Annotated in this window: 16 protein-coding genes; 3 read left to right on the forward strand and 13 right to left on the reverse strand. The window is 67.4% G+C overall.

What is annotated here, in order from left to right; genetic code table 11:
• Positions 1 to 46: 46 nt before the first annotated feature.
• The 9 genes from bamA to rpsB form a co-directional block, all read right to left on the reverse strand.
• Positions 47 to 2,356, reverse strand: coding sequence for an outer membrane protein assembly factor BamA (bamA, locus tag QZM15_RS13530; protein WP_059573701.1), 2,310 nt, complete (start codon positions 2,354 to 2,356; stop codon positions 47 to 49).
• 61 nt (positions 2,357 to 2,417) lie between these two features.
• Positions 2,418 to 3,806: an RIP metalloprotease RseP gene (gene rseP / locus QZM15_RS13535; protein ID WP_302106563.1), complete on the reverse strand. Its 1,389-nt coding sequence runs from the start codon at positions 3,804 to 3,806 to the stop codon at positions 2,418 to 2,420.
• Between the two features lie 11 nt (positions 3,807 to 3,817).
• Positions 3,818 to 5,014, reverse strand: a complete 1,197-nt coding sequence (locus QZM15_RS13540; RefSeq protein ID WP_089464911.1) for a 1-deoxy-D-xylulose-5-phosphate reductoisomerase — start codon at positions 5,012 to 5,014, stop codon at positions 3,818 to 3,820.
• Positions 5,015 to 5,029: 15 nt separating this feature from the next.
• Positions 5,030 to 5,851 carry a phosphatidate cytidylyltransferase gene (locus QZM15_RS13545; RefSeq protein ID WP_302106564.1) on the reverse strand — a complete coding sequence of 274 codons (822 nt, stop codon included), beginning with the start codon at positions 5,849 to 5,851 and terminating at the stop codon, positions 5,030 to 5,032.
• The gene (gene uppS, locus QZM15_RS13550) at positions 5,845 to 6,627 is read right to left on the reverse strand and encodes a polyprenyl diphosphate synthase (protein WP_034201584.1); all 783 of its coding nucleotides are present in this window, start codon (positions 6,625 to 6,627) and stop codon (positions 5,845 to 5,847) included. Before uppS ends, QZM15_RS13545 begins: the two co-directional genes overlap by 7 nt.
• 49 nt (positions 6,628 to 6,676) lie before the next feature.
• Positions 6,677 to 7,237 (reverse strand): ribosome recycling factor, encoded by a 561-nt coding sequence (gene frr / locus QZM15_RS13555; protein ID WP_006483822.1) that lies wholly within the window; start codon positions 7,235 to 7,237, stop codon positions 6,677 to 6,679.
• Between the two features lie 133 nt (positions 7,238 to 7,370).
• A complete protein-coding gene (gene pyrH, locus QZM15_RS13560) occupies positions 7,371 to 8,084 on the reverse strand; it encodes a UMP kinase (RefSeq protein ID WP_006402648.1) in 714 nt (237 codons plus the stop codon).
• A gap of 156 nt (positions 8,085 to 8,240) precedes the next feature.
• Positions 8,241 to 9,122: a translation elongation factor Ts gene (gene tsf / locus QZM15_RS13565; protein ID WP_006483826.1), complete on the reverse strand. Its 882-nt coding sequence runs from the start codon at positions 9,120 to 9,122 to the stop codon at positions 8,241 to 8,243.
• Positions 9,123 to 9,284: 162 nt separating this feature from the next.
• Positions 9,285 to 10,025 (reverse strand): 30S ribosomal protein S2, encoded by a 741-nt coding sequence (gene rpsB / locus QZM15_RS13570; RefSeq protein WP_006483818.1) that lies wholly within the window; start codon positions 10,023 to 10,025, stop codon positions 9,285 to 9,287.
• Positions 10,026 to 10,402: 377 nt separating this feature from the next.
• Here rpsB and map point away from each other — a divergent pair, with 377 nt between their 5' ends.
• From map to QZM15_RS13585, 3 genes are read left to right on the forward strand one after another with little or no spacing between them, the layout of a single operon-like run.
• The gene (gene map / locus QZM15_RS13575) at positions 10,403 to 11,218 is read left to right on the forward strand and encodes a type I methionyl aminopeptidase (RefSeq protein ID WP_059573697.1); all 816 of its coding nucleotides are present in this window, start codon (positions 10,403 to 10,405) and stop codon (positions 11,216 to 11,218) included.
• Positions 11,219 to 11,265: 47 nt separating this feature from the next.
• Entirely contained in the window at positions 11,266 to 13,842 is a 2,577-nt protein-coding gene (locus QZM15_RS13580; protein ID WP_059573696.1) for a [protein-PII] uridylyltransferase, read from the forward strand.
• Positions 13,843 to 13,858: 16 nt separating this feature from the next.
• Positions 13,859 to 15,742: a pseudouridine synthase gene (locus tag QZM15_RS13585; protein WP_302106565.1), complete on the forward strand. Its 1,884-nt coding sequence runs from the start codon at positions 13,859 to 13,861 to the stop codon at positions 15,740 to 15,742.
• 82 nt (positions 15,743 to 15,824) lie between these two features.
• Here the strand turns inward: QZM15_RS13585 and def are convergent, their stop codons facing one another.
• The 4 genes from def to smc form a co-directional block, all read right to left on the reverse strand.
• Complete coding sequence (gene def / locus QZM15_RS13590) at positions 15,825 to 16,358, reverse strand: peptide deformylase (RefSeq protein WP_059573695.1); 534 nt, start codon at positions 16,356 to 16,358, stop codon at positions 15,825 to 15,827.
• Positions 16,355 to 18,430: an NAD-dependent DNA ligase LigA gene (gene ligA / locus QZM15_RS13595; protein WP_059573694.1), complete on the reverse strand. Its 2,076-nt coding sequence runs from the start codon at positions 18,428 to 18,430 to the stop codon at positions 16,355 to 16,357. Before ligA ends, def begins: the two co-directional genes overlap by 4 nt.
• Positions 18,431 to 18,594: 164 nt before the next feature.
• Positions 18,595 to 19,875 (reverse strand): cell division protein ZipA C-terminal FtsZ-binding domain-containing protein, encoded by a 1,281-nt coding sequence (locus QZM15_RS13600; protein WP_059573693.1) that lies wholly within the window; start codon positions 19,873 to 19,875, stop codon positions 18,595 to 18,597.
• A gap of 85 nt (positions 19,876 to 19,960) precedes the next feature.
• Entirely contained in the window at positions 19,961 to 23,473 is a 3,513-nt protein-coding gene (gene smc / locus QZM15_RS13605) for a chromosome segregation protein SMC (RefSeq protein ID WP_059645383.1), read from the reverse strand.
• Between the last annotated feature and the right edge of the window lie 114 nt (positions 23,474 to 23,587).

Raw genomic sequence — 23,587 nt, forward strand, 5'->3', positions numbered from 1 at the left:
ACCGGTTAGCAAAATTACCCTCTCGTTGCTGTTGTCATGCGTTCGGTCAGAACGCCGTCCCGATCTGGAACTGGAATTTCTGGTACTGGTCGCCTTCGTGCTTCTGCAGCGGGAAGCCGAGGCTCAGCTTCAGCGGGCCGATCGGCGAGATCCACGCGAGACCCACACCGTAGCCGTAGCGCAGGCCGTTGGCGCCCGTACTCGTGCCGCCCGGCGCGTTGCCCCACACGTTACCGCCGTCGAGGAACGTGAACACGCGCAGCGTGCGGTCGTAGCCGGTGCCCGGCAGCGGGAACGTCAGCTCGATGTTGCCGACCAGCATCTTCGAACCGCCGATCGGGTCGTTCGTCTTCGTGTCGCGCGGGCCCAGCGAGCTCGGCTCGTAGCCCCGCACGGAGCCGATACCGCCCGCGTAGTAGTTCTTGAAGATCGGGTACGGGTTGCCGATACCGTTACCGTAGCCGCCTTGCAGGTTCAGGCCCAGGATGAAGCCGCGCGAGAACGAATAGTAGTACTGCGCCTGCAGGTCGGCCTTGTAGTACTGGATCTTGCCGACCGGCACGCCGTACTCCATGTTCGCCTGCGTGAAGTAGCCGCGGCTCGGAATCAGCGCGCTGTCACGCGCGTCGCGCGACCATGCCACCGTCAGCGGCACCGTGTTCGACACGCGGCCGAACTCGTTCACGTAATCCTGGTAGCTCTGCGGCGTGTTCGAATCGACGTCGAGGCGGTTCTGTTCGAAGCCCGCGCCGAAGTAGACGGTGTCGACTTCCGAGAACGGAATGCCGAACTTCAGGTTGCCGCCCGCGCTGATGATCCGGAAGCTCGAGCTCGTCGAATAGTAGAGCGGCTGGTACGTGCGGTAGTAGACGTCGGTGATCCGCTTGATGCCGTCGACCGTGAAGTACGGGTCGACCTGCGTGACGGTCAGCGTGCGGTAGCTCTTCGCGGTGTTGACGTTCACCGACAGGCTCGTGCCCGAGCCGAACACGTTGTCCTGCGACACGCCGGCCGACAGCACGACCTTGTCCGTCGACGAGAAGCCGGCGCCCAGCGTGATCGCGCCGGTCGGTTTTTCGTCGACCTTCACGTTCACGTCGACCTGGTCGTTCGTGCCTTCGACCGGCACCGTCGTCACGTCGACGTTGGTGAAGTAGCCGAGGCGGTTCACGCGGTCCTTCGACAGCGCGAGGCGGTTCGAGTCGAACCACGAGCTTTCGAGCTGGCGCATTTCGCGGCGCACCACTTCGTCGCGCGTACGCGTGTTGCCGACCACGTTGATGCGGCGCACGTACACGCGGCGGCTCGGATCGACGACGAGGTTCAGGTTCACCTTGTGGTTCGCCTGGTCGATGTCCGGCTGCGCGTTGACGGTCGCGAATGCGTAGCCGTATTCGCCGAGCTTGTCGACGATCGACTTGGTGGTCTGCTGCAGCTTTTCGGCCGAGAAGCGGTCGCCCGGCTTGATCTTGATCAGCTTGTTGAGTTCGGCCTCGCGATCGAGCAGGTTGCCCGACAGCTTGATGCCCGACACCGTGTACGGCTCGCCTTCGTGCAGCGTGACCGTCAGGTACATGTCCTTCTTGTCCGGCGAGATCGACACCTGGGTCGACTCGATGTTGAACTCGAGGTAACCGCGGTTCAGGTAGTACGAGCGCACGGCCTCGAGGTCGCCCGTGAGCTTTTCCTTCGAGTACAGGTCGTTCTTCGTGTACCAGGAGAACCAGTTCGGCGTCGACAGCTGCATCTCGTCGCGCAGCGTGCTCGTGCTGAACGCCTTGTTGCCGATGAAGTTGATCTGGCGGATCTTCGCGCTCGGGCCTTCGGCCACCGCGAACAGGATCGACACGCGGTTCGCGTCGACCGGCGTGATCGTCGTCTTGACTTCGGCCGCATAGAAGCCGCGCGTCAGGTACTGGCGCTTGAGCTCCTGCTCCGCCTTGTCGACGAGCGCCTTGTCGTAGTAGCGGCCGTCGGCGAGGCCGACCGCACGCAGCGCCTTCGTCAGGTTGTCCTTGTCGAATTCCTTCGTGCCGGTGAAGTCGATCGACGCGATGGCCGGCCGCTCCTGCACCTGCACGATCACGACGTTGCCCTGCGTGGCGACGCGCACGTCGTTGAAAAAGCCCGTCGCGTACAACGCGCGGATTGCTTCGGATGCCTTGTCGTCCGTGAAGGTATCGCCCTGCTTGATCGGCAGATAGGCGAACACCGAACCCGCTTCGACGCGCTGCAGCCCCTCGATCTTGATGTCTTGCACCACGAACGGTGCCGCTGCATGCGCCGCGAGGCCGTGCGCGGCGAGCGCGGCCGCTGCAACTGTCTTAGGTACAAAGCGATGAGGTTTGAACAACATGCATCCCCAATATTTAGCTGCATCAAATCGGGCGGCTGGCCAGCGGCCGCCGCCTGACGCTTCAGAAATGGATTAACCGAGCCAGATCGTTGAACAGCGCGATCGCCGACAACGCGACGATGCAGATCAACCCGGCTCTTTGCAGAATCAGCTGCCAGCGTTCCGAGACGGCTTTCCCGGTCGCGGCTTCAACCGCATAATATAACAGATGCCCCCCGTCCAAAACGGGAATCGGCAACAAGTTCAGGACGCCAAGGCTAATGCTGACAAGGGCGAGGAACGACAGGAACGCCGACGGACCGAGCCGTGCGCTCTTGCCTGCGTAGTCGGCGATCGTCACCGGGCCCGACAGGTTCTTCAACGACGCGTTGCCCGTGATCATCCGCCCGAACATCTTCAGCGAATACACGGAAATGTCCCACGTGCGGTGCGCGCCGAGCCGCAGGCTCTCGATCGGCCCGTAGCGCACGTCCACCGACGGTGCGTGCATCGACAGCGCCGCGCCGATGCGGCCGACCTGCTGCCCCGATTCGTCGTCGCGCTGCATCTGCGGCACGATCGACACCGTCCGCGCGGCGCCGTTGCGTTCGATCTGCAGCGCGAGCGGCTGGCCCGCATGGTGCTTCACCGTATCGATGAAACGCGACGCGCCGCCGATCGGCTTGCCGTCGAGCGCGACCAGCTTGTCGCCGGCCTTCAGGCCCGCCTGCTCCGCCGCACTGCCCGGCTGCACCGACGCGACCGACAACGTGCCGCCGCCGGCCTCGAAGCCGAGATGGGCCATGAAGTCGTCGTCGAGCTGGCTGTCGGGCACGTTGCGCAGGTCGACGCGGAAATCGAACGTCGCATTGCCGTCCCGCGCGCCGAGCACGACCTCGCGATGGTCGAGCGCGGCCGACAGCAGCTTCCAGCGCAGGTCCGACCACGATCGCACCGGCTCCGACTCGCCGCCCTGCGCGTCGCCCACGCGCACGTCGCGGATCGACACGACCGTCTCGCCGCCGTCGAAGCCCGCGCGAGCCGCCACCGTGCCGGCGGCCGGCGGCGCGACGATCGCGGTCGGCTCGGTCACGCCGGTGGCGAATATGGCGGAGAACAGCACGATTGCCAGCAGGAAGTTCGCAATCGGTCCGGCCGCGACGATCGCGATGCGCTTGTAGACCGACTGGCGGTTGAATGCCTGCCCGAGTTCCTCGGGCGGAATGCCGCCCGGGCCCGGATCGCGCTCGTCGAGCATCTTCACGTAGCCGCCGAGCGGCAGCGCGGACAGCGTCCACTCGGTGCCCGTCCTGCGGCTGACCCAGCGCGCGACGGGCTGGCCGAAGCCGATCGAGAAACGCAGCACCTTCACGCCGCACCAGCGCGCGACGCGATAGTGTCCATACTCATGCACGACGACCAGCACCCCGATCGCCACCGCAAACGCGACCAGTTCGACCAGTACGTTCATGAGCACTCCATTCAGACCGCACGCTCCACGCGTGGCGCAGGCGCTTTCGCAATGATCGCGGCGGCGAGGCGGCGAGCCTCGGCATCCGCCGCGAGGACGTCGTCGAGCCCGTCGGGCGCGCGGTTCGGCAGCGTGTTGAGCACGGCGTCGACCGTCGCCGCGATCGCCATGAAGCCGATCCGGCGCTCGAGAAATGCTTCGACCGCCACTTCGTTCGCCGCGTTCAATGCGGCGCTCGCGATACCGCCTTCCTCGAGCGCCTTCAGCGCGAGCGCGAGGCACGGGAAGCGCGCGTAATCGGGCTTCTCGAACGACAACTGGGCGATCTGCGCGAGGTCGAGCTGATCGACGCCCGCGTCGACGCGCTCGGGAAACGCGAGCGCGTGCGCGATCGGCGTACGCATGTCGGGGTTGCCGAGCTGCGCGAGCACCGAGCCGTCGCGATACGACACGAGCGAATGGATCACGCTCTGCGGATGGATCAGCACGTCGATCCGGTCGCCCGGCAGCCCGAAGATCCAGTGCGCCTCGATCACCTCGAGGCCCTTGTTCATCATCGTCGCGGAATCGACCGAGATCTTGCGGCCCATCACCCAGTTCGGGTGCTTGCACGCCTCGTCCGGCGTCACGTCGACGAGCGTGGCCGGCTCGCGCGTGCGGAACGGGCCGCCCGACGCGGTCAGGATGATCTTCGAGATCCCGCCGTGCTCGGCCGCGTCGCGCGGCATGCACTGGAAGATCGCGTTGTGTTCGCTGTCGACCGGCAGCAGGATCGCGCCATGGTCGCGCACGGCGTCCATGAAGATCGCGCCCGACATCACGAGCGCTTCCTTGTTCGCGAGCAGGATCCGCTTGCCGGCGCGCGCGGCCGCCAGGCTCGGCGCAAGGCCGGCCGCGCCGACGATCGCGGCGACCACCGTGTCGCAGCCGTCGCTCTTCGACACGTCGACGAGCGCCTGCGGCCCGTGCAGCACGACCGTCCTGCTGCCCGCCGCGCGCAGTTTCGCGTCGACGTGCGCGGCCGTCGCGGCATCGCCGACCACCGCCACTTCAGGCGCGAAGCGCAGACACTGCTCGACGAGCTTGTCGCCGTTGCGGTGCGCGGTCAGCGCGTAGACCGAGAAGCGCTCGGGATGGCGCGCGACCACGTCGAGCGTGCTGTCTCCGATCGAGCCCGTGGAACCGAGCAATGTCAGGCGTTTTTGCATAACAGAAATAATGGTTTAACCAAGCAGCAGCATCGCGAGCGGCAGCACCGGCAGCAGCGCGTCGACCCGATCGAGCACGCCGCCGTGGCCCGGCAGCAGTCCGCTCGAATCCTTCACGCCCGCCTGCCGCTTCAGCAGCGACTCGAACAGGTCGCCAATCACGCTGTATGCAACCAGCAGCGTCAGTGCGGCCCACGCGCCGGGCATTCCGTAGCGCGCGGCGAGTGCGGAAAACAGGGTCGGTTCGAAAGCGTGTACGGCCATCGCGACACCGGCGACGACCATCACCGCGAACCAGCCGCCGATCGCGCCTTCCCAACTCTTGCCGGGGCTGATCGTGATGGCCAGTTTACGCTTTCCGAAGGCCTTGCCGGCGAAGTATGCGCCGATATCGGCCAGCCAGACGACCAGAAGCAGCGACAGCACGAACGGCACGCCCTGCGCGCGGGCTGCCACGAGCGCGTGCCAGCAGGCGGCGAACACGACGAGGCCCGCGGCCAGCAGGAACGGTCGCCACACGCCGCCCGCGAGTTCGGGCTTGCGCCGCAGCGCGAACGGGCCGACCAGCAGCCAGAACACGCCAGCCGCGATGAAAAGGGGACGGGACGAAGCCGCGTCGACGCCGAGCGGCGCGGTGGCCGCGAGCGCGAGCGCCGCGACGAGCGCATAGACGACCGGCGCGGCGCCGCCGAGCTTCAGCAGGCGCGCCCACTCCCACGCGGCGAACACCAGCACGACGCCGATCAGCGCGCCGAACCCGGCGAGCGGCGCGAACAGCGTCACCGGCAGCAGCACGGCCAGCATCACGATCGCCGTGATCACACGGGTTTTCAGCATGAAAGGGAGTCGGCGTTCTGCGATTGCGGTTCGAGCTGCGCACTCGTGCGCCCGAAACGGCGCTCGCGCTCGGTATACGACGCCATCGCGTCGGCCAGTGCCGCGCCGTCGAAATCCGGCCAGTACTTGTCGGTGAAATAGAATTCGGCGTACGCGAGCTGCCACAGCAGGAAGTTGCTGACGCGCTGCTCGCCGCCCGTGCGGATGAAGAGATCGGGCTCCGGCGCGTAGGCCATCGCCAGGTGCGGCGCGAAAGCGTCCTCGGTCACTTCGATCTCGCGACCTTCGCGCACGGCCTGCTCGACGAGCTTCTTCGTCGCCTGCAGGATGTCCCACCGGCCGCCGTAGTTGGCCGCGATGGTGAGCGTCAGACGGGTATTGCGCGCCGTCTTGGTTTCGGCGCGGCGAATCAGTTCACGGATGCGCGGCTCGAAACGGTCGAGATCGCCGACGACACGCAGGCGGATCCCGTTCGCATGCAGCTTGCCCACCTCGCGCTCGAGCGCGGTGATGAACAGCCGCATCAGGAACGACACTTCGTCGTTCGGCCGGCGCCAGTTTTCCGAACTGAACGCGAACAGCGTCAGGTATTCGACGCCGGCGCGCGCGCAGCCTTCGACCACCGCCCGCACGGCATCGACGCCGCGGGTGTGCCCCGCGACGCGCGGCAAGCGGCGTTCGGTCGCCCAACGGCCATTGCCGTCCATGATGATCGCGATGTGACGCGGCACGACGCCGACGTCAGGCACGCGAACGGTAGAGCTGGTATAGGTCATGGCCGTTGAGACAGTAATGCGGGAAGAAGGCGGCGCGCGAGGACGGTCGTCAGACCGTCATGATCTCGGCTTCCTTGGTCTGCACGAGCTTGTCGACTTCGGCCACGTGCTTGTCGGTCAGCTTCTGCACGTCGTCGCTTGCGCGGCGCTCGTCGTCTTCCGAGATTTCCTTGTCCTTCACGAGCTTCTTGAGCGCTTCGTTCGCGTCGCGGCGCAGGTTGCGGATCGCGACCTTGGCCGTTTCGCCTTCGCTCTTCACGACCTTGGTCAGCTCGCGGCGGCGCTCTTCCGTCAGCGCGGGCATCGGCACGCGGATCAGGTCGCCGGCCGTGGCCGGATTCAGGCCCAGATCGGCTTCGCGGATGGCCTTCTCGACCTTCGCGACCATGTTCTTTTCCCACGGCTGCACGCCGATCGTGCGCGCGTCGACGAGCGTCAGGTTCGCGACCTGCGAGATCGGCACCATCGAGCCGTAGTAGTCGACCTGAACGTGATCGAGCAGACCGGTGTGTGCACGGCCCGTACGGATCTTGGCCAGATCGTTCTTGAACGCTTCGATCGAGCGCTGCATCTTTTGCTCGACGCCCTTCTTGACATCAGCGACACTCATTTCAACCTCCGAACCTTCAAACCTTCAAAGAACGCGAGCGCCGACCGGCGCATGTCGCGCGCCGCGGCCGGCAACCCGCAGCCAGTCGCACATAGCCGGTGGCCCGCCGTCAGTCGCCCGCATCCGCGGGAGTTTACACGTGGACGAGCGTACCTTCGTCCTCGCCCAGCACGATGCGCTTGAGCGCACCCGGCTTGTTGATCGAAAACACGCGAATCGGCAGCTTCTGGTCGCGGCACAGCGCAAACGCCGTCGCGTCCATCACCTGCAGGTTGCGGCTGATCGCCTCGTCGAAGCTGATCGTCGTATAGCGCGTAGCCGACGGATCCTTCTTCGGATCGGCAGAATATACGCCATCGACCTTGGTCGCCTTCAGCACGACTTCGGCGCCCACTTCCGAGCCGCGCAGCGCGGCCGCGGTATCCGTCGTGAAGAACGGGTTGCCGGTGCCGGCCGCGAAGATCACGACACGGCCTTCCTCGAGCTGACGGATCGCGCGGGGCCGGATGTACGGCTCGACGACCTGGTCCATCCGCAGCGCCGACTGCACGCGCGCCTCGATGCCCGCGTGGCGCATCGCGTCCTGCAGCGCCAGCGCGTTCATCATCGTCGCCAGCATCCCCATGTAGTCGGCCGTCGCGCGGTCCATGCCGGCCGCGCCGCCCGCGACGCCGCGGAAAATATTACCGCCACCGATCACGACCGCGAGCTGCGTGCCGAGGCGCACGACTTCTGCGATATCCGCCACCATCCGCTCGATCGTCGCGCGATTGATGCCGAAGGCGTCGTCGCCCATCAGCGCTTCGCCGGAGAGTTTGAGGAGGACGCGTTTATAGGCATTGGACATAGGGGCTTCCGAGCGACGAGAGGATGACAACCACGAACTGTAGGGGCGAAATACTGATTCGGGCAAGCGCCGACGACCGGGCCGGGGTTCCCGGCCGGCCGGCGGCGCCGCCGGCCGCGGCGGAGCGGACGCCCGCCGCGGTTACTGCCTGACTGCTTACTGCTGCTTTGCTGCTGCGACTTGCGCGGCCACTTCGGCGGCGAAGTCGTCCTGGCGCTTCTCGATGCCTTCGCCGACGACGAACAGCGCGAACTTCTGCACCGCGGCATTCGCTGCCTTCAGCATCTGCTCGATCGTCTGCTTGTCGTTCTTCACGAACGTCTGGTTCAGCAGCGACACTTCCTTCAGGTACTTCTGGACGCTGCCGTCGACCATCTTCGCGACGATTTCGGCCGGCTTGCCCGATTCCGCGGCCTTCTGCTCGGCCACGCGGCGTTCCGTCTCGATCAGTTCCGCCGGCACGTCGGCCGACGACAGCGCGACCGGCTTCATCGCCGCGATGTGCATCGCGACGTCCTTGCCGACCTGCTCGTCCGCGCCCGTGTACTCGACGATCACGCCGATACGCGCGCCGTGCAGGTACGTGGCGATCTTGTTCGCGGTTTCGAAACGGACGAAACGGCGGATCGACACGTTCTCGCCGATCTTGCCGATCAGCGCCAGACGCACTGCGTCGACGGTCGAGCCGTCGAGCGGCAGCGCCGACAGTGCCGCCACGTCGGCCGGATTTTGCGTCGCGACGAGTTCCGCCACCGTCTTCGAGAACGCGAGGAAGTCGTCGTTCTTCGCGACGAAGTCGGTTTCGCAGTTCAGTTCGACCAGCGCGCCTGCGTTGCCGCCGACGAACGATGCGACGACGCCTTCCGCCGTCACGCGCGACGCGGCCTTGCTCGCCTTGTTGCCGAGCTTGACGCGCAGCAGTTCTTCAGCCTTGGCCAGATCGCCGTCGGCTTCCGTCAGCGCCTTCTTGCACTCCATCATCGGTGCGTCGGTCTTTGCGCGCAGTTCTGCCACCATGCTTGCGGTAATTGCCGCCATCATTCGCTCCTTGAGTCTGTATTCACAACGCCGCCCGCTTGGACGCGAACGGCCGAGATTCGTTTCCGGACCCGCGCCGATTCGGCGCGATCAGGTCCGGCGCACAAGCTTAAAAAAAGGGGGCCTGTTGAGAGCCCCCTTTTTGCGCCGGCTCGGGGCCAGTTACGCGTTTTCCTCGACGTACTCGTCGTCGCCGCGTGCAGCCTGGACCACTTCGTTGACCGCGTTCGCACGGCCTTCGAGGATCGCGTCGGCCACGCCTTCCGCGTACAGCGCGACTGCCTTGCTCGAGTCGTCGTTACCCGGGATCACGTAATCCACACCTTCCGGCGAGTGGTTCGTATCGACCACGGCGATGACCGGCACGCCCAGCTTGTTCGCTTCCGTGACGGCGATCTTGTGGTAGCCGACGTCGACGACGAAGATCGCGTCCGGAATGCCGCCCATGTCCTTCACGCCGCCGATCGACTTCTGCAGCTTGGCGATTTCGCGTTCGAACAGCAGCGCTTCCTTCTTGCTCATCTTCTCGAGCTCGCCTGCCTCGACAGCCGCTTCCATGTCCTTCAGGCGCTTGATCGACACCTTCAGCGTCTTGAAGTTGGTCATCATGCCGCCGAGCCAGCGTGCGTTGACGTACGGCATGCCCGCACGCTGCGCTTCCTGGGCGATCGTGTCACGCGACTGGCGCTTCGTGCCGACGAACAGGATCGTGCCGCGGTTCGCTGCCAGCTGGCGCACGTACTTCTGTGCGTCCGTGAACATCGGCAGCGTCTTTTCGAGGTTGATGATGTGAATCTTGTTGCGGTGACCGAAAATGAACGGAGCCATCTTCGGGTTCCAGAAGCGCGTCTGGTGACCGAAGTGGACACCCGCTTCCAGCATTTGGCGCATCGTGACTGCCATGTAAATTCTCCACGAGGGTTGGGTCTTAAGCCGGCTGCCGTACCGCCGCGCGAACCCGCCCGAAGGGCGCGGATACCGCGCGGCCGGCACCCTGGTTGCGCCGGCTTGCGATTCGGCACGTGCAAAACGCCCGTGCCGTAAGCCTTTCATCGTGATGCCGCCCCAAGACGGGGAAAATTCGGCGTTTGGATATCGACTTAGCCAGAGAGTATAGCACGCGGAATTGTCCGCTCTCAAGTCGCGCGGCACTTTCGCGTGCCGTGCGGCAGCGGGCCGGACAATCCGCGAAAACCCGCATCCGCGCGGCCGGCAGGGGCTGCGAGGCCCGCCATAAGGTGCGATAATCCGTCAATTCACCGCATTGCAGGCATACCTCGATGGCTATTACGCTCAAAAACGAACACGATATCGCCCAGATGCGCGTCGCCTGCCGTCTCGCGAGCGAAGTGCTCGACTTCATCACGCCGCACGTCGTCGCGGGCGTCACGACCGCCGAACTCGACCGCCTCTGCCACGAGTACATGCTCAACGAGCAAGGCACGATCCCCGCGCCGCTGAACTACCAGCCGCCCGGCTATCCGCCGTACCCGAAGGCCACCTGCATTTCGGTCAACGACGTGATCTGCCACGGCATTCCGGGCGAGAAGGTGCTCAAGAACGGCGACGCGCTGAACATCGACATCACCGTGATCAAGAACGGCTATTTCGGCGACACCAGCCGGATGTTCATCGTCGGCGAGGGGTCGATCCTCGCGAAGCGCCTCGTGCAGACCACCTACGAATGCATGTGGCTCGGCATCGACCAGGTCAAGCCCGGCGCGCACCTCGGCGACATCGGCTACGCGATCCAGAAGCACGCGGAAGCGCAAGGCTACAGCGTCGTGCGCGAATACTGCGGCCACGGCATCGGCACGGTGTTCCACGAGGATCCGCAGGTCGTCCACTACGGCCGCCCGGGCACCGGCGTCGAGCTGAAGGCCGGCATGATCTTCACGATCGAGCCGATGATCAACGCCGGCAAGCGCGACATCCGCACGATGCCCGACCAGTGGACGGTCAAGACGCGCGACCGCAGCCTGTCCGCGCAGTGGGAGCACACGGTGCTCGTCACCGAAACCGGCTACGAAGTGCTGACCGTGTCGGCCGGCACGCCGGCGCGCCCCGTGTTCGCGCAACCGGCCGCCGCCGTCTGAGCGACGTCACGCCAGCCCGCCCCACTTTCGCACCTGAACGGCTGCCCATGAGCGCTCACGCTGCCCCCTCGCCCGAAGCGCTGTCGCGGCGCGCCGAATTCAAGGCCGCCAAGACGGAAATGCTCGAGCGTTTTCGCCGCGCGGCGAACGTCGCGTCGCTGATGCACGCGCTGTCGAAACTCACCGACGACGCGTTGAAGCGCGTGTGGGACGAATGCGGGCTGCCCGCGACGCTCGCGCTCGTCGCCGTCGGCGGCTACGGGCGCGGCGAGCTCGCGCCCTATTCCGACGTCGACATCCTCGTGCTGCTGCCCGATGCGCACGACGCGGCGCTCGACGCGCGCATCGAGCGCTTCATCGGGATGGCGTGGGATCTCGGCCTCGAGATCGGCAGCAGCGTGCGCACGGTCGCGCAGTGCATCGAGGAGGCGTCGCAGGACGTCACGGTGCAGACCTCGCTGCTCGAAGCGCGCCGCATCGTCGGCAGCACCGCGCTGTTCGAGCGCTTCACCGTGCGCTACCACGAAGCGCTCGACGCCCGCGCGTTCTTCACCGCGAAGGTGCTCGAGATGCGCCAGCGCCATGCGAAGTTCCAGGACACGCCGTACAGCCTCGAGCCGAACGTGAAGGAAAGCCCGGGTGGGCTGCGCGACCTGCAGACGATCCTGTGGATCGCGCGCGCGGCCGGCTTCGGCAGCAGCTGGCGCGAACTCGACACGCGCGGGCTCATCACCGACCGCGAAGCACGCGAGCTGCGTCGCAACGAAGGCTTCCTGAAGACGCTGCGCGCGCGGCTGCACGTGATCGCCGGGCGCCGTCAGGACATGCTCGTGTTCGACCTGCAGACGCAGGCCGCCGAGAGCTTCGGCTACCAGCCGACGCAGGCCAAGCGCGCGAGCGAGCAACTGATGCGCCGCTACTACTGGGCCGCGAAAGCCGTCACGCAGCTCGCGACGATCCTGATCCAGAACATCGAGGCGCAGCTCTTCCCCGCGACGAGCGGCATCACGCGCGTGCTGTCGGCCGATCGCTTCGTCGAGAAACAGGGCATGCTCGAGATCGTCGACGACGGCGTGTTCGAGCGCCATCCCGACGCGATCCTCGAAGCGTTCCTGCTGTACGAGACGACGCGCGGCGTGAAGGGCCTGTCCGCCCGCACGCTGCGGGCGCTGTACAACTCGCGCGAAATCATGAACAACGCGTGGCGCCGCGATCCGCAGAACCGCCGCACGTTCATGCGGATCCTGCAGCAGCCCGAAGGCATCACGCATGCGTTCCGGCTGATGAACCAGACGAGCGTGCTCGGCCGCTACCTGCTGAATTTCCGCCGTATCGTCGGTCAGATGCAGCACGACCTGTACCACGTGTACACGGTCGATCAGCACATCCTGATGGTGCTGCGCAACATCCGCCGCTTCGCGGTGGCCGAGCATGCGCACGAATACCCGTTCTGCAGCCAGCTGATCGGCAACTTCGAGCGCCCGTGGGTGCTGTACGTCGCGGCGCTGTTCCACGACATCGCGAAGGGCCGCGGCGGTGATCACTCGACGCTCGGGATGGCCGACGCGCGGCGCTTCTGCCGCGAGCACGGGATCGACGGCGACGACGCGGCGCTGATCGTGTGGCTCGTCCAGCATCACCTGACGATGAGCCAGGTCGCGCAGAAGCAGGACACGAGCGACCCCGAGGTCATCAAGCGCTTCGCCGAAGTCGTCGGCAACGAACGCTACCTCACCGCGCTCTACCTGCTGACCGTCGCCGATATCCGCGGCACGAGCCCGAAGGTATGGAACACATGGAAGGGCAAGCTGCTCGAGGATCTGTACCGCATCACGCTCGCGGTGCTCGGCGGCGCGAACCCCGACGCACATTCGGAGCTGAAGTCGCGGCAGGAGCAGGCGCTCGCGCTGCTGCGCCTGGAAACCGTGCCCGACGACGCGCACCGCGCATTGTGGGATCAGCTCGACGTCGGCTTCTTCCTGCGTCACGACGCGGCCGACATCGCGTGGCAGACGCGCGTGCTGTACCGGCACGTGAACGCCGAAACCGCGATCGTCCGCGCGCGGCCGTCGCCGATCGGCGACGCGCTGCAGGTGCTCGTGTACGTGAAGGACCGCCCCGACCTGTTCGCGGGCATCTGCGCGTATTTCGACCGCAACGGGCTGTCGGTGCTCGACGCGCGCGTCAGCACGACGCGGCACGGCTATGCGCTCGACAACTTCATCGTCACGCAGACCGAACGCGACGTGCGCTACCGCGACATCGCGAATCTCGTCGAGCAGCAGCTCGCGACCCGGCTGGCGGAAACCGCATCGCTGCCGGAGCCGTCGAAGGGCCGCCTGTCGCGGCTGTCCCGGACGTTTCCGATCACGCCGCGCGTCGACCTGCGGGCCGACGAGCGCGGTCAGTACTACATCCTGTCCGTGTCGGCCAACGACCGGCCGGGCCTTCTCTATTCGATCGCGCGCGTACTCGCCGAACATCGGATCGGCGTCCATGCGGCGCGGATCAATACGCTCGGCGAGCGCGTCGAAGACATCTTCCTGCTCGCGGGTGCCGGCCTGTCCGACAACCGCCTGCAGATCCAGCTCGAAACCGAATTGCTGCGTGCGATCGCAGTCTGAATGAATCCCAGCGTTTATGCGCACCAAATTAACCGTCAAGAATCCGAAGCCGGCGTCGCCGACTCGCGCCCCCGTCCGCTCCGGCAGCCTCGTCGCCCGCAAGGCGGTACGCCCCGCCGCGCCGCCCGCGGCGGACAAGCCGGCCCGCCCGAAGAAGGCGCCCGCGGCGGCCGCCACCGGCGAGCGCTCGTTCAAGCCGCGCGGCGCCGCCGGCGCCGAACGCCCCGGCGCGGATCGCGCACCGGCCAAGCGCGCGCCGCGTGACGGCGGCGCCGAGCGCGGCACGCGCGCGCCGTATCGCGACAATGCGGCCGGCGAAGGTGCGAAGCGCGGCTTCGGCGAGCGTCGCACGTCGTCGGATCGCCCGCCGCGCCGCAGCGATGACGATGCGCGGCCGCGCCGTGCCGGTGGCGACGAAGGCAAGCGTCCGTCCTACCGTGACAACGCGGCCGGCGAAGGCGCGAAGCGCGGCTTCGGCGAGCGTCGCACGTCGTCGGATCGCCCGCCGCGTCGCGATGACGACGCACGTCCGCGTCGCGCGGGTGGCGACGAAGGCAAGCGCCCGTCCTATCGCGACAACGCATCCGGCGAAGGCGCGAAGCGCAGCTTCGGCGAGCGTCGCACGTCTTCCGACCGCCCTCCCCGCCGTGATGACGACGCCCGTCCGCGTCGCGCAGCAGGCGGTGACGACAGCAAGCGCCCGTCCTATCGCGACAAGGCCGCCGGCGAAGGTGCGAAACGCAGCTATGGCGACCGCAATACGTCATCGGATCGCCCGCCGCGCCGCAGCGACGACGATACGCGTCCGCGCCGTGCACCGGGCGGTGACGACAGCAAACGCCCGTCCTACCGCGACAAGGCCGCCGGCGAAGGCGCGAAGCGCAGCTATGGCGAGCGCCGTACGTCGTCCGATCGCCCGCCCCGTCGTGATGACGACGCACGCCCGCGCCGCACGGCAGGCACCGACGACGGCAAACGCCCGTCCTACCGCGACAAGGCCGCCGGCGAAGGCGCGAAGCGCAGCTTCGGCGATCGCCCGGCCCGCCCCGCGCGCGACGGCGAGCGCCGTTCGTTCGGCGCGGTGAAGACCGCGCAACCCGTCAAGCGCGCGGTGGCGGCCGATGTCGACTACGGCGACGAAACGGGCCTGATGCGCCTGTCGAAGCGGATGTCCGAGCTCGGCATGTGCTCGCGCCGCGAAGCCGACGAATGGATCGAAAAGGGCTGGGTGCTCGTCGACGGCGAACGCATCGACACGCTCGGCACCAAGGTGCGCGCCGATCAGAAGATCGAGATCGACGAGCGGGCGAGCGCCGCGCAGGCCGCGCAGGTGACGATCCTGCTGCACAAGCCGGTCGGCTACGTGTCGGGCCAGGCGGAAGACGGCTACGAGCCGGCGTCCGTGCTGATCACGCGCGCGAACCGCTGGAGCGGCGATCATTCGCCGCTGCGCTTCTCGCCGCAGCATCTGCATGCGCTTGCGCCGGCCGGCCGTCTCGACATCGACTCCACCGGCCTGCTCGTGCTGACGCAGAACGGCGTGATCGCGAAGCAGCTGATCGGCGAGCAGTCGGACATCGACAAGGAATACCTGGTGCGCGTGCGCTTCGGCGAACGACTGATCGACATCGACCAGCACTTCCCGGCGGAATCGCTCGCGAAGCTGCGCCACGGCCTCGAGCTCGATGGCGTTCCGCTGAAGCCGGCGATGGTGAGCTGGCAGAACGGCGAACAGTTGCGCTTCGTGCTGCGCGAAGGCAAGAAGCGCCAGATCCGCCGCATGTGCGAACTGGTCGGCCTCGACGTGATCGGCCTGAAGCGCGTGCGGATGGGCCGCGTGATGCTCGGCGCGCTGCCGCAGGGCCAATGGCGCTACCTGTCGGCCGACGAGACGTTCTGACCTCGGGCACGCGCGACGTGCGCCCCGCCATGACGAAGCCCGCTTGTGCGGGCTTTTTCTTTTCCGCGCAAAGCGCGGACGATCAGTCGTCGTCGGCCGGATCGAGCCCCGGGAACAGCACCTCGGTGAAGCCGAAGCGCGTGAAGTCGGTAATCCGCATCGGATACAGCTTGCCGATGAGGTGATCGTATTCGTGCTGGACCACGCGCGCGTGGAACCCTTCGGCGACGCGATCGATCTTCTGGCCGAACTGGTCGTAGCCGCTGTAGCGCACCTTCGCGTAGCGGCTGACGACGCCGCGCATGCCCGGCACCGACAGGCAGCCTTCCCAGCCCTCTTCCATGTCCGGCGGCAGATACTCGATCTTCGGGTTGATCAGCACGGTCTCGGGCACCGGCGGCGCGTCCGGATAGCGGTTGTTGTTGCCGAAGCCGAAGATGATGATCTGCAGCCCGATGCCGATCTGCGGCGCGGCCAGCCCGGCGCCGTTCGCGTGATGCATCGTCTCGAACATGTCCGCGACGATCTCGTGCAGCTCGGGGGTATCGAACCGCTCGACCGGTTGGGCGATTTCGAGCAGGCGCGGATCGCCCATCTTCAGGATCTCGCGAATCATGGCGTATTGCCCTCCAGGAGTTGGTGCAGACCGTCTTCGTCCAGCACGGGGATGCCGAGTTCCTCGGCCTTCGCGAGCTTGCTGCCGGCTTCGGCGCCCGCGACCACGTAATCCGTCTTCTTCGACACCGAACCGGCCACCTTGGCGCCCGCCGCTTCGAGCATTTCCTTCGCCGCATCGCGCGTGAGAGTCGGCAGCGTACCCGTCAGCACGACCGTCTTGCCGGCCAGCACGCCCTGCGGCGCCTTCGGCGCGGGCGGGCCTTCGGGCCACGTGACCTTGCCCGGCGCGCGCAACTGCTCGATCACGGTCCGGTTGTGCTCTTCCGCGAAGAACTGGTGGATCGACTCGGCGACGATCGGCCCGACGTCGTTGACTTCGAGCAGTTCCTCGATCGACGCATCCATGATCGGCGTCAGCGAGCCGAAATGCTTCGCGAGATCCTTCGCGGTCGATTCGCCGACATGGCGGATGCCGAGCCCGTAGATGAAGCGCGCGAGCGTCGTATGCTTCGCCTTCTCGAGCGAATCGAGCAGATTCTGCGCGGATTTCTCGGCGAACCGGTCGAGTTCGGCCAGCGTCGCGAACCCGAGATTGAACAGGTCGGCCGGCGTGCGCACCAGATTCAGCTCGACGAGCTGGTCGATGATCTTCTCGCCGAGGCCGTCGATGTCGAGCGCGCGGCGCTGCGCGAAATGCCACAGCGCCTGCTTGCGCTGCGCCGGGCAGAACAGCCCGCCCGTACAGCGCGCGATCGCCTCGTCCGGCAGGCGCTCGATCTTCGAGCCGCACACCGGGCATTCGGTCGGCATCACGAATTCGGCCGCATCCGCCGGGCGCCGGTCGAGCAGCGCGCCGACCACTTCCGGAATCACGTCGCCCGCGCGGCGCACGATCACGGTGTCGCCGATCCGGATGTCCTTGCGGCGCACTTCGTCCTCGTTGTGCAGCGTCGCGTTGGTCACGGTCGCGCCGCCGACGAACACCGGCTCGAGACGCGCGACCGGCGTGATCGCGCCGGTGCGGCCGACCTGCACGTCGATCGCGACGAGCTTCGTCAGCGCTTCCTGCGCGGGGAACTTGTGTGCAAGCGCGAAGCGCGGCGCGCGCGACACGAAACCGAGGCGCTCCTGCTCGTCGCGCCGGTTGACCTTGTAGACGACACCGTCGATGTCGTACGGCAGCGACTCGCGCTTCTCGCCGACCTTGCGGAAGAAGTCCAGCAGGCCTTCGGCGCCGTGCACGACCGCACGCTCGCGGTTCACCGGCAGGCCGAGCGACTCGTACCAGTCGAGCAGCGCGCTGTGCGTGTCGGGCATCGGCATCCCGTCGAGCACGCCGATTCCGTATGCGAAGAACGACAGCGGCCGCTGCGCGGTGATCTTCGAGTCGAGCTGGCGCAGGCTGCCGGCCGCCGCGTTGCGCGGGTTCGCGAATTCGCGCTGCTCGGCCGCGCGCTGGCGTTCGTTCAGGCGCGCGAAATCGCGCTTGAACATCAGCACCTCGCCGCGCACGTCGAGCACGGCCGGCACGTGCTTACCCTTCAGCTTCAGCGGAATCGAGCGGATCGTGCGCACGTTCTCGGTCACGTCCTCGCCGGTCGTCCCGTCGCCGCGCGTCGCCGCCTGCACGAACACGCCCTGCTCGTAGCGCAGCGAAATCGCGAGGCCGTCGAACTTCAGTTCGCACGCATATTCGACGGGGTCCGTCACCGAGCCGGCGAGATCGGTCGTCTTGGCGAGCGCGTCGGCGACGCGCTTGTCGAACGCGACGATGTCCTCGTCGGCGAAGCCGTTGTTCAGCGACAGCATCGGCGCATCGTGGACGACCGGCGTGAAGCCGCCAGCCGCTTCGCCGCCGACGCGCTGCGTCGGCGAATCGGGCGTCACGAGTTCGGGATGGTCGGTTTCGAGCTGCTGCAGCTCACGGAACAGCCGGTCGTATTCGGCGTCGGGCAGATCCGGCTGATCGAGCACGTAATAGGCGTAGTTCGCCCGCTCGAGTTGGTCGCGCAGCCACGCGGCGCGCGCGTCGGGCTGGCTGGCTGGCGGTTCGGCTTGGGTTCGGGCCATGCTGGCGGCAGATTCGTTCTGAAAAATCGGATTTCCGATTATCTCAGTTTGACGCCGCGGCGGGGTGCGCAATGCGGGCCCGATGGCATGCTGCGGCGCACACCGAGCGGTGTGCGCCGCGGCGACGAACGACGGCGCCAGGGGCCGCCGTCCGCGCGATCGCGTTACTGGCTGAAGAGGCGGCGCGTGACCGGCGAACCGGCCGGAATGCCGGCTTCCTCGAGCTTCGCGTACAGCTTCATCAACTGCTGCTCGATCGCGAGCAGCGTCGACTCCGGCAGCGGCCGGCGCGAATCGTCGACGACGCGCGCGCCGATCCGCTCGGACAGCGACTTCGCGTAATCGCACATCAGCCGGAACGGCAGGATGTCCTCTTCGGCCACCGGCACGTCGAGCACCAGCGTGATCATGTTGCCGCCCTTGTACGTCAGGTCGTCGCGCAGGAAGTTCGTATCGCCGAACTGCAGCATGAACACCGGATTCTGTTTCGCGTCGAGCTTCACGAAGCGCGTGCCGTCGCGCGACAGCAGCAGCCCGTCCTGCGACGCGACCGCCTGCACGTAGTTCGCGGACCACGGCGCGCCGTCCGACATCACGTTGATCGACAGTTGCGCATCGCACTGCGCGGCAAACGCGTCGAGCTCGCGCGCCATCGCGACCGTTTCCATCATGTCCGGGAATTCCGGCGCGCCGTCGATCGCATCGGCGAACTGCTGGACGCCCGTCACGAATTCGGAGAATTCGAGCTCGTTCAGCGCGCCGCCGCGGTTCGCGAGCTGCGCGGCTGCGCGCAGCTCTTCGTAGCGCACGCCGTTCTGCAGCAGCTCCCATTGGCCGCCTTCCGGCTTGCCTTCGATGTGCACGGGCTTGCTGCCCGCGCGGCGCAGCCGCTGCGCGATCGGCAGGATCTTGTCGCCCGGCAGCGGCCCGGTGAGACGGATCGGCACGATGCAGTCGATCCGGCGATCGACGATCGCGGGCGGCGCCGACGAGATCGTCGTCGCGGCCGGCAACACCGGCTCGGTCGGCTCGGCCGCCGCCTCGTGCGTGGCGGCGGGCACGGCTTCCTCGCCCGCGGCCGGTTCGGTCGGTTGGGCCGACGTGTCGACGCCCGTCGCCTCGGCCTGCAGGTCGGCCGGCGTATCGGCCGGCGCGGCGCCGCCCGCGGCCGCACCGAAGGTGGGCTCGACGCGCGCGGCTTCGGCCGTGGCCGCCGTACCCGCGGAGACCGGCGCCGCGGGCTCGCGACGCACCGGCTGACGCACCGGCTCGATGAACGGCGGCTCTTCGTCGCGCTCGGGGCGGTTCATCGCCTCGGCCGCTTCCTCCGGCATCGGGCGCGGCATCCTGCGCCGCACTTTCGCGCCCTGCCATGCGTTGTAGACCACGACGCCGCCCACCACGACGGCGCCCGCGCCGATCAAACCGAGTGTCAACTCGTCCATGCACGCTCCATCAGCAATTCTTTTTCGTCGGGACCGCGAACGGGCGCCCATGCGCCGCGCGAACGCGGTCCGGTTTCGTCAAACGTCAATTCTGGGCAAAACCCGCGGCGGTTTCCATGTCCACCGCGACGATCCGCGACACGCCCTGCTCCTGCATCGTCACGCCGATCAGCTGCTGCGCCATTTCCATCGCGATCTTGTTGTGCGAGATGAACAGGAACTGCGTCTTGTCGGACATCGCGCGCACGAGATTCGCGAAACGCTCGGTGTTCGCATCGTCCAGCGGCGCGTCGACCTCGTCTAGCAGGCAGAATGGCGCCGGGTTCAACTGGAACATCGCGAACACCAGCGCGGTCGCGGTCAGCGCCTTCTCGCCGCCCGACAGCAGGTGAATCGTCGCGTTCTTCTTGCCCGGCGGCTGCGCCATCACCTGCACGCCGGCATCGAGAATCTCGTCGCCCGTCATGATCAGCTTCGCCTGCCCGCCGCCGAACAGGCGCGGGAACAGATCGCTGAAATGACGGTTCACCTCGTCGAAGGTGCCCTGCAGCAGCGTGCGGGTCTCCTGGTCGATCTTGTGGATCGCGTCCTCGAGCGTCGTGATCGCGTCGATCAGGTCGGCCGACTGCGCGTCGAGGAACACCTTGCGTTCGCTCGCGGCCTTCAGCTCGTCGAGCGCGGCCATGTTCACCGGCCCGAGCGCGTTGATCGCGTTGTTCAGGCGCGTGACTTCGCCCTGCAGGTACGACGGCTTGAGATCCGGCGTCAGCTTCGCGGCCAGCGCGGCCTCGTCGACCTCGGCGGCCGCGAGCTGCTCGGCGAACTGCTCGACGGACAGGCGCGCGGCCTGCTCCTTCAACTGCAGCTCGGTGATGCGGTCGCGCAGCGGTTGCAGCGAACGCTCGGCGACGAGCCGTTGCTCGTCCGACGCGCGCAGCTTCGCGGTCAGGTCGTCGAGCTCGATGCGCGCGGCCTGCAGCGCTTCCTCCTTCACCGCGCGAATCTCGAGCGCGTCCTGCAGGCCCGTGTGCGCGGTCTGCTCGTTGATCGTCTCGAGTTCGGCGCGCGCGTCTTCCAGCGACGCGGCGACGCGCTCGCTCTGCTCGTGCGCGACCTGGATCGTGCGCTTGAGTTCGTCGATGCGGGTCGCCGCGTTGCGTGCGGCAAAGCGCGCGTCGTTCGCGCCGCGCTCCAGGTCGCGCGCTTCCTGACGCGCCTGCGTCAGCGATTCGTCGAGCGACTCGAACGCGAGCTGGTTGTCCTCGAAGCGCGCCTGCAGTTCCGCGAGCTCGCCGTCGAAGCGCTCGAAATTCGCTTCCGACTCCGCGCGCAATGCACGCTGCTCCTCGATCTGCGCGCCGATTTCCTCGAGTTCCTCGCGGATCTGCGTGCTGCGCTGCGTATAACGCTCGTGCGCCTGCGCGAGCTTCAGCACGTCCATCTGCAGCGCATGCACGCGCTGCGTCGCGCGCTCGGCCTGCGCGCGCACGTCGCCGAGCGCCTGCGTGGCCTGCGTGTGCGCGGCTTCCGCCCGCACGGCCGCCGTGCGCGCCTCGTCGGCGAGCAGCGCCTGCGCGCGCACCTGGCGTGTCAGGTTTTCGATTTCCTGCTGGCGGGCCAGCATCCCGGCCTGCTCCGAATCGGCCGCGTACAGCTGCACGCCGACGCGCGTGACGATGTGGCCGGCCTTGACGACGAACGCGCCGCCTGCCGGCAACTGCGTGCGCGTGGCGAGCGCCTGCGCGACGTCGTCGGCGACGTACACGTTGCCGAGCCAGTCGTTCAGCACCGCGCGGATACCGGCGTCGTCGATGCGCACGAGCGACAGCACCGGCCGCAGCCCGGCCGCCGCGGCGGGCGGCTCGCCGGCCGCGGGCGGCGCATAGAACGCGAGCTTCGCGGGCGGCGCGTCGGCCGCGAATGCCTTCACCCAGTCGAGATTCGACACTTCGAGCGCGGCGAGGCGCTCGCGCAGCACGGCCTCGAGCGCCGCTTCCCAACCGGCCTCGACGTGCAGCTTCTTCCACAGCCGCGGCAGCGCACCGAGCTCGTGCTTGTCGAGCCACGGCTGCACCTTGCCTTCGGTCTGCACGTTCTCCTGCAGCTGCTTCAGCGCGGCGAGGCGCGCCTCGAGCTGGTGGATCTGCGCGGCTTCGGCCTGCACGCGCTCCTGCGCGGCACGACGTTCGCCGTCGAGGCGCGGCACCGTTTCCTGCGCGTCCGCGAGGCGCGCCTGCGCTTCAGCGAGAATCTCTTCCTGCTCGGCCAACTGCATACGCAGCTCTTCGAGCTGCGTCTCGTCCGGCGCGTCGAGCCCGCCCGCTTCGCTCTTCAGGCGCTCGTGGCGCTGCTGAAGCTGCTGGAGCTGCTGGTCGGCGTTGCGCTGGTGCGCGGCTTCGAGCTTCAGCGACTGCTCGGTCTGCGCAATCCGCGCGCGCTCGTCGTTGAGCTGCGCCTGCGCGTCGCGCCACTTCGCTTCGAGCGCCGGCAGCGCATCGTGCTTCGCGGCCGCGTTGTCTTCGGCGAGCGCGGCCTTCTCGTCGGCCATCGCGCGCGCCTCTTCGGCTTCCTCGAGCTCGTCCTGCGACTTCTCGGCCTGCGCGCGCCACTGCTCGCGCTGCGCGTTCAGCGCGGCGATCTGCGCCTGCACGCGATTGCGCGATTCGACGATGAACTTGATTTCCGCTTCGAGGCGGCTCACCTCCGCGTTCGCCTCGTAGAGCGCGCCCTGCGCGCCCTGCATCGCGTCGCTCGCCGAGTAGTGCGCGACGCGCAGCGTCTCGAGCTGCGCCTCGACTTCGCGCAGCTTGGCCGTCTGCGCCTCGAGGTCGATCTGCGCCTGCTCGATCGCGCGCTGCTGCTTCTGCTGCTCGCCGGCGGCCTCGTTCTTGCGCAGCAGCCACAAGAGGCGCTGCTTCTCCTCGCCGTCGGCGACGAGCTCCTTGTACTTGGTCGCGACCACCGCCTGCGCCTCGAGCTTCTCGAGGTTCGCGCCGAGTTCCCGCACGATGTCCTCGACGCGCGTCAGGTTCTCGCGCGTGTCGTGCAGACGGTTCTCGGTTTCGCGGCGGCGTTCCTTGTACTTCGACACGCCGGCGGCTTCCTCGAGGAACACGCGCAGCTCTTCGGGCTTCGCCTCGATGATCCGCGCGATCATGCCCTGCCCGATGATCGCGTACGCGCGCGGCCCGAGGCCCGTGCCGAGGAAGATGTCCTGGATGTCGCGGCGGCGCGCCGGCAGGTTGTTGATGTAGTAGCTCGACGTGCCGTCGCGCGTCAGCACGCGCTTCACGGCGATTTCGCCGTACTGGCCCCACTGCCCGGCCGCGCGGCCGTCGGAGTTGTCGAAGATCAGTTCGACGCTGGCCCGGCTGCCGGGCTTGCGGGCGGTCGAACCGTTGAAGATCACGTCCTGCATCGATTCGCCGCGCAGCTCGGACGCGCGCGACTCGCCGAGCACCCAGCGCACGGCATCGATGATGTTGGACTTGCCGCATCCGTTCGGGCCGACCACGCCGACGAGCTGGCCCGGAACCTGGAAATGCGTGGGATCGACGAAGGATTTGAAGCCAGCGAGTTTGATCGAGCTCAGACGCACGGCGGTATCGGATGTGAAGAAGGTGTGAGACGGACGGGGCCGCACGGCGCGGGGCCGGAGAGCCCCTGCGCGCCACGCGCCCCGGAATTCAAAAACGGGGCCGCGCGCATCCAG

This window comes from Burkholderia sp. AU44665 (assembly GCF_030504405.1).
Lineage (GTDB): Bacteria > Pseudomonadota > Gammaproteobacteria > Burkholderiales > Burkholderiaceae > Burkholderia > Burkholderia semiarida.